The following is a 6857-nucleotide window of genomic DNA, read 5'->3' on the forward strand; positions in this document are numbered from 1 at the left end:
AACGATATTTATTGGCTGATTGAGGTATCCAATTCAACCCTTTCCTATGACTTAAACGAGAAGGCTCGGATGTATGCGCGGCATCAAATACGAGACTATTGGGTGATTGATATTCCAGGGAGTCAATTGTGGGTGTATCGTGAACCTAACCAGGGAATGTATCAATCTGTGGTTAAGTATGCGACGGGGATAATTATGCCATTAGCATTGCCGCACGTCGAAGTGGACGTGCTTAGATTACTACAGTGATGTTCTCCTACAGGTCTCATCAGCGAGTAAGTGTAGGCTTCCTTATCTCGGAGACTCATCTGATTTAACCATAACCTTTATCAACTTGTAGGGTGGGTTAGGCGGTAATCAATTAAGAAAATAAACCATTTAATTAGTTATCCGCCGTAACCCACCAAGTTATCCATTTTAATGAAGATGTTGAGTTCAACTATTATTAGCCACTCTTCTTAAAAAGACAAACGACATAGATCAATGGTTTAGTCTAAACTCTTGTTACTGAGACATTAAGCCAAAGGAGACTGATGATAATTATCAAGTAAATCCGCAGGATTTTGATAGACTCTCATACAGCCTGCTTCTTTTAACTCAGCTTCGGAGAAACCACCGCAAAGCACACCAATGACATCTAGATTAATTTTACAGGCGGCTTGAGCATCATAAGGACTATCCCCCACCACAATTGCCTCTTGGGTTGTCACCCCATCCAGCTTCCCTAATGCGGCTTGAAAGATGTCGGGATGGGGTTTTGACTTTTCAACATCGTCTGTAGAGGTTGCACCGTCTACTAAGTCTTCAATATCCAATAGTTTTTTGTAGTGAGTCAGGGTTTCGGTTCTGGCTGAAGACGCCACGACAACTTTTTTTCCATCGGCTTTTAAGCGTTCAAAGAGTTGGCTTACTCCCTCAAAGGGACGCACCTGAGACAGAAGATTTTCTTGATAAAATTCTTTGCGATAATTGGCAATATCCTCACCAAGGCGCTCAAATTCCGCTTGAGAAATAAAGACAGGGATGATATAGTCACTCCCCTTACCGATTTGATGACGGATTTTATCGTAAGGCACGTCATAGCCAAACTGTTTAAACGCTTCAACCCACGCCTGGGCGTGCAGATCAACGGAATCAACTAAGGTGCCGTCTACATCAAAAATAACAGCCTTTGGCATCACAGGTTCTCCTTTTGTTTCCCTTAATTATGCCGATGCCATTCTGGGAAATCAATCTAGCCTGAGAGAGATAATACCAAATCCATCTTTGTCACCTTCTTTTTAGCTTGGCTTCTTTTTCCTTGGAACCTTCTGCCTTCTGCCTGCGTTCGACTGATCGCTCACGCCGAAGTCTGCCTTCGGACTTGGAGCCTTCTTGTACTAGCGCCACGGCATATAAAACTTTGATTGCCGACAACCCTGACTTGATCATTAAATTTTGAGTAGCTAAAAATATAAATATTTTTTAATAGCTATTTGTTGTAGGTTGGGTTGAACAGGATGAAACCCAACGAGTTAAACTAGCAATTGTTGGATATGGTTACTCGACCAAACCTACTATTATAAGAATCAAACCGAAACCAATAATTATAAGTGAGTTAGTGTAAATAAACGTAACTATGTTAAATTAGGCATATAAGTCTCAACCCCTGACCAATGACAAAGGACAAAGGACAAAGGACAAAGGACAAAGATTTAGTCCTGATCGGCGGCGGTCATAGCCACGCGATCGCACTGCGGATGTTGGGGATGAATCCCTTGTCTGGAGTGCGGTTGACGCTGATTACCAATGTGTCTCATACCCCCTATTCCGGGATGTTACCCGGTCATGTGGCTGGGTTCTATACCTTTGATGAATGTCATATTGATTTGCGGCGTCTTGCCCAGTTTGCTGGCGCTCAATTATATATTGATAAAGCCGTAGGTTTAGATTTAAACTCGAATAAAGTTATCTGTGCCAATCGTCCTGCCGTTGCCTTTGATGTCTTGTCAATAGATATTGGTAGTACCCCAGCTAAAGAATCGGTTCCTGGCGTAGCTAAATACGCGATTCCGGCTAAACCTGTCCCCCAATTTTTAAAGCAATGGAATCGAATTATTGAAACCATTGCACAACATCCTCAACCATCTCTGAGTTTAGGAATTGTTGGCGGTGGTGCAGGTGGGGTAGAACTGGCAATGACAATGCAACGGCGTATTAATCATATAGAGACGTGCCATGGCATCTCTGTAAAAATTCATTTGTTTCATCGGGGAAATCAACTATTACCCGGTCATAATTCCTGGGCGCGGCGATATGTTGAGAAGCTGCTAAGTAAGCGGGGAATCCAGGTGCATTTAGGAGAAACCGTTTCTCAGATATTGCCCGATGAAATTTGCTGTGAGTCTGGTTTAGTTGTCGATTGCGATTACAGCTTCTGGGTAACCCAAGCCTCTGCACCGAGTTGGATTGCTGAATCAGGATTGCATACCACTTCAAAGGGTTTTATTTCAGTTGGCGATACGTTACAATCCCTCTCTCATCCTCATATTTTTGCCGCTGGTGATATCGCCACCATGGTGCATCATCCTCGCCCTAAAGCTGGGGTATTTGCGGTGCGTCAAGGGAAGCCTTTGGTGGACAATTTGCGTCGCTTTGTACAAGGAAAAGCGCTACATCCTTATAAACCCCAACGGCGGTTTTTGAGTTTAATTGGAACCGGTGATGGCGGCGCGATCGCATCCTGGGGTATTTTTGGCTGGCACTCCCGACTATTATGGCGTTGGAAGGATCATATTGATCGCAAATTTATGCGGCAATTTAGGGATTTGCCAGAAATGGAATCGGCTAATACTGTTCCCGATAAAACACCTAACTTGACGAAATTACCCCTTTTAGGGAAGCCGAAAAATGCCCCACCGATGTATTGCGCTGGCTGTGGTTCTAAAGTTGGTAGCACGACTCTAGAACGAGTGTTAAAACGGTTGCAGGATGAGTATCCTTTCCCCACACCAAAGGATATTATTCTCGGATTAGGAACGCCAGATGATGCAGCGGTGCTAAAAGTTCCCCCTGATAAACTATTAGTGCAAACGATTGATTATTTTCGTACCTTAATCAATGATCCTTTTATCTTTGGACAAATTAGCACTCATCACTGTCTCAGCGATTTATTTGCCATGGGTGCGACACCGCAGAGTGTTTTGGCAATGGTAACGGTTCCTTATGGGACAGCAGAAAAACAGGAGGAAACCCTCTATCAATTATTATCCGGGGCGATGAAGGTATTATCGCAAGTACAAGCGCCGTTGGTGGGAGGACATACAACGGAAGGGGCAGAATTAATGTTTGGTTTATCCTGTAATGGGTTAGTGCATCCTCAGCAAATTATTAAAAAAAGTGGGATGAAACCGGGCGATCGCGTAATTCTAACTAAAGCCTTAGGAACCGGGATTTTATTCGCGGCACATCAGCGTTTAATGGCAAAAGGGCGCTGGATTGATCAGGCGGTTGAGTCGATGTTGTTGTCGAATCAGGAAGCGGTTCAAGTATTTCGAGATCATGGTGTCACCGCTTGTACTGATGTGACGGGGTTTGGATTCGTGGGACATTTGGTGGAAATGGTGCAAGCATCAGGGATGGCGGTGGAATTAGAGTGGGATAGGATTCCGATACTGGAGGGGGTAACGGAACTTGTGCAACAGGGAATTGTCAGTTCACTGTATCCCCAGAATGTCCAAGCAGCAAGGTTTATCAGGAATCAGGAAAAGATTTGCGATCGCGCCAATTATCCGGTACTTTTTGATCCACAAACCTCTGGCGGGTTATTGGCAACAATTCCGGCGGATCAAGCGGCAAAGTGTGAGCAAGTTTTGCAAGAATTAGGATATAAACATAGTCGCATTATTGGTCAGGTAATGCCAGCTAGTTCAGGCGTTCCCCCATTAAGATTCTTATAAGAAACCCCCTTTTTGCCATGGCGACTAGAAGTCGCTGCTACACAAACAAAGTCCGCCTACGCGGACTAAATTATCAAGGGGGTAGCTAACCCGAATTTAATATCAATTAATGATGCAGCGTCTTAGTCAAGGTGTTTTACTATGAATGTAACTGTGCGAGATATTGAATGTTTAAAAAGCATAGAACCTAAACAGCTTCAGGCGTATTTAAAAGCTCATGGCTGGTATGAAGACCGTCCATTTTTGGATAATGCTATGATTTGGCTCAAGCAGGATGAGCAGCGGGGGGAGTTTGAGATTTTGTTGCCTCTAAAAACCAATCTAGGGGATTATGTGACTCGCATTGGTGAGGCGATTGAAACGTTAGCCGTTGTAGAGAATCGTTCTCAAGTTGAGATTTTGAGTGAACTGATTTCTGGTGGACAAACGATTACACTTCAGGGAGTGGTGATGCACATTAACACGCCGAATTCTGATCCGTTAAGCGGTCAGGTAACGTTGCTGGGTGTTGTTGGAGATAAGCTACGAAAAATTAAGACAGAGTTAACAGGTTATGACTATATTTTAGCAGTTAAAGCGTATCAAGAACGTTGTCCGATAATATGTCTGGGTGAATTAAGCAAGGAGAAGGGTAATTTTGTGTTAAAGAATGTTCGGGATTTAATGTTTGATGAATCCTGGGAGCATTAATGTATATTCGTTTTCGACTAGACCACCAGTCGAGTACAAGATTGCCATACTGGTGGCTATAATCTGAATTGAGCAAAAAGGTAGGTTGTTGTTCAAATCAGGGTTTTTTCGGGTGAGACTTTTGTAAATCTTGCATGATTTGCACGAGAAAAACAATGAATGAACCAAAAGCAGCAGAAGCAAAAGGAATCACAAGCAACTCTATTGTATCTTTGGGAACTAAGGTAAAAAGCTTATTTGACCGTATTTCTGATACTGTCGAATTGTGACAAGAGGCATTTAAGGATGTTTTGAGGTGAGAAGCTTTACCGCTAATGTTCAACTTTAATCCATCAGGAACAATCAGAATTTGTTCAATAGTCTCAATTCCGGAGCCTTCAGTACATAAAAATTGTCCTTGCTCAATCTCTAAGACGCTTTTATTCAAAAATAACTGACCTTTGGACTATTTACCCAAGCTAACACAAAGATTTAATTACTGTCTGGTTAAGCTGTTCGGCATTTAAACCTTCATGTCAATAATGGCGAAATCCTTGCCGTAGTGCGTTTAGCGAAGCCATACCGCAGGCTTTGCATCTTGCTCGCTGCATTGAGCATCTTGCTCGCTACCCATTCCCAATTTAAATGCATGACAGCTTATCAATTTGGGCGAGTTAACTGATATTTGGTTGATCAGCAATCAGGAGCAATTGTGCGATCGCGCTTGTCCTGAAAATTATATGTGGCGCTAACTATTAAGCTTACCTTCCAGCTATAGCCCGCACAGTCTCCACAGGTAACGATAAAGCTTCAGCAATTTGTTCTACAGTTAAACCCATTGCCAATAACTTGGGAATCGCATTTTGTTGTGCCAACTCCGCTTGTTCTCGTGCCTGTTGTTCTTGTATTTTTTCCCGTTCAGCTTGTTCTCGTGCCTGTTGTTCTTGTATTTTTTCCCGTTCAGCTTGTTCTCGTGCCCGTTTTTCTAACCTTCGCTGTTCAATAATTTCCACAAAGGAAGCAAATCGCTCCCCATCAGGATGGTATAGCTGTAAATTTCCTTTTTCTACTTCAAATCTTATGCCCAAACGGGGGCTAATCCAACCCGACATTCTCGGAATGGGTTGTAAGAGTCTTTCATCTCGTTGCCATCCTTTGAGGATTCCAGGCTGAGGATCAAACAGGTAATATTCCTCGACACCATAACGTTCGTAAAAATAACGCTTGGTTTCCTCTAATTCTGCCTTCGTATTACTGTGAGAGGCAATCTCGAAAACGACTTGCGGCGGAATATTGTCTTCTTCCCACTGTTTATAGGAACGTCGATCACCCTTGGGACGTCCGATGACAACCATGACATCAGGCGCTTGTCTAATCCACGGTTCACCTTCCACTGGATACCAAAATAAATCTCCAGCAACAAAGACATTAGGATTCTCAAGAAATAGGGCATCAATTCCACCTTGAATGGTGACAATCAAGCGGAATTGGATTGTATTGTCTGCCAAAGGTTGACCGTCACTTTCGGGGTAGATGATTTTCGCGGAAGTAGAAAGGGACATACTATCACAGGAGGAAGCATTTTTTGTCACTTTAGCATATACCTAAACTATCGTGGAGCAATGTGCTGTATGCCTGGAATGCCCAAGCCACAAGGTTTATCAGCACTCAAGAACAATTGTGCGATCGCGCCAAGTCTCAATAATTTTTTGGTAGCTGCTACTACAGTTTTTCGGTTTCGTCAACTTAAGCCCTGAAGATAGGAACTATGCCGTTAATATTTATAAATATTTTTAGGTTGGCAGTGTAGAAAATTAGCGGATAGAATAACTGGAATATCCATCTTTCAAGGTTAAATCAATGAAACTGCCCTTCGCGATCGCACTGCTGGCGTTGATTGGTGTGATGGTTTTTTTGATCTGGCGCGATTCTCAGAATAATGAAGGAATAGACCCCCATTTACTCAAAGCCGTAAAAGGGAACAAAGGTTTAGCCAAACGACTGCTGGCTCAGGCGCAAATGAAATATCCCGGAAAATCTGATCGGTGGTACGCGGAGAAAATTATTTATGATTTAGAGCGTGACGGTGCGGGTAGTGGGCGTCGTTCCAGCTATGGGGTTAATCGCCGAGAATTGCGGGAGAACATTTTCCTGGCGGGCTCGATGATATGGCTGGTTAACTCAGTTACCTCCTTGGTTGGTCGTTTGTTGAGATGAGTCATCTGTCATTTGTCAGTTGTCATTGGTAAC

7 protein-coding genes are annotated in these 6857 nt (G+C 43.2%); 4 read left to right on the plus strand and 3 right to left on the minus strand.

The genetic code is table 11. From position 1 onward, the window contains the following. Positions 1-249, plus strand: a 249-nt coding sequence (locus ACLFWI_RS23865; RefSeq protein ID WP_446414998.1) for a Uma2 family endonuclease, incomplete at its 5' end; no start/stop codon positions are given. Between the two features lie 266 nt (positions 250-515). On the opposite strand, the gene ACLFWI_RS23870 is transcribed toward ACLFWI_RS23865, so the two are convergent. Next, positions 516-1178: an HAD family hydrolase gene (locus ACLFWI_RS23870; protein ID WP_446414999.1), complete on the minus strand. Its 663-nt coding sequence runs from the start codon at positions 1176-1178 to the stop codon at positions 516-518. Between the two features lie 477 nt (positions 1179-1655). Between ACLFWI_RS23870 and selD the strand changes: the two genes are divergently transcribed. Together selD and ACLFWI_RS23880 are read left to right on the plus strand one after the other, a co-directional pair. Continuing rightward, on the plus strand, positions 1656-3938 hold the full coding sequence (selD, locus tag ACLFWI_RS23875) for a selenide, water dikinase SelD (protein ID WP_446415000.1): 2283 nt from the start codon (positions 1656-1658) through the stop codon (positions 3936-3938). Between the two features lie 141 nt (positions 3939-4079). Beyond that, positions 4080-4628, plus strand: coding sequence for a hypothetical protein (locus tag ACLFWI_RS23880; protein WP_446415001.1), 549 nt, complete (start codon positions 4080-4082; stop codon positions 4626-4628). A gap of 97 nt (positions 4629-4725) precedes the next feature. Here the strand turns inward: ACLFWI_RS23880 and ACLFWI_RS23885 are convergent, their stop codons facing one another. Together ACLFWI_RS23885 and ACLFWI_RS23890 are read right to left on the minus strand one after the other, a co-directional pair. Beyond that, the gene (locus tag ACLFWI_RS23885) at positions 4726-5055 is read right to left on the minus strand and encodes a hypothetical protein (RefSeq protein WP_446406691.1); all 330 of its coding nucleotides are present in this window, start codon (positions 5053-5055) and stop codon (positions 4726-4728) included. 313 nt (positions 5056-5368) lie between these two features. Further along, on the minus strand, positions 5369-6169 hold the full coding sequence (locus tag ACLFWI_RS23890; protein WP_446406706.1) for a Uma2 family endonuclease: 801 nt from the start codon (positions 6167-6169) through the stop codon (positions 5369-5371). Positions 6170-6467: 298 nt separating this feature from the next. Here ACLFWI_RS23890 and ACLFWI_RS23895 point away from each other — a divergent pair, with 298 nt between their 5' ends. Beyond that, positions 6468-6824, plus strand: a complete 357-nt coding sequence (locus ACLFWI_RS23895) for a hypothetical protein (RefSeq protein ID WP_446347823.1) — start codon at positions 6468-6470, stop codon at positions 6822-6824. Positions 6825-6857 lie beyond the last annotated feature (33 nt).

Origin of the sequence: Coleofasciculus sp., from assembly GCF_046539235.1 — a bacterium.
GTDB lineage: Bacteria > Cyanobacteriota > Cyanobacteriia > Cyanobacteriales > Coleofasciculaceae > Coleofasciculus.

What these genes read in the sequence shown, in the direction of transcription:
- ACLFWI_RS23870 (WP_446414999.1), bottom strand. Translation starts at nt 1,178, where the DNA reads ATGCCAAAGGCTGTTATTTTTGATGTAGACGGCACCTTAGTTGATTCC.
- ACLFWI_RS23880 (WP_446415001.1), top strand. Translation starts at nt 4,080, where the DNA reads ATGAATGTAACTGTGCGAGATATTGAATGTTTAAAAAGCATAGAACCT.
- ACLFWI_RS23890 (WP_446406706.1), bottom strand. Translation starts at nt 6,169, where the DNA reads ATGTCCCTTTCTACTTCCGCGAAAATCATCTACCCCGAAAGTGACGGT.
- ACLFWI_RS23895 (WP_446347823.1), top strand. Translation starts at nt 6,468, where the DNA reads ATGAAACTGCCCTTCGCGATCGCACTGCTGGCGTTGATTGGTGTGATG.
- selD (WP_446415000.1), top strand. Translation starts at nt 1,656, where the DNA reads ATGACAAAGGACAAAGGACAAAGGACAAAGGACAAAGATTTAGTCCTG.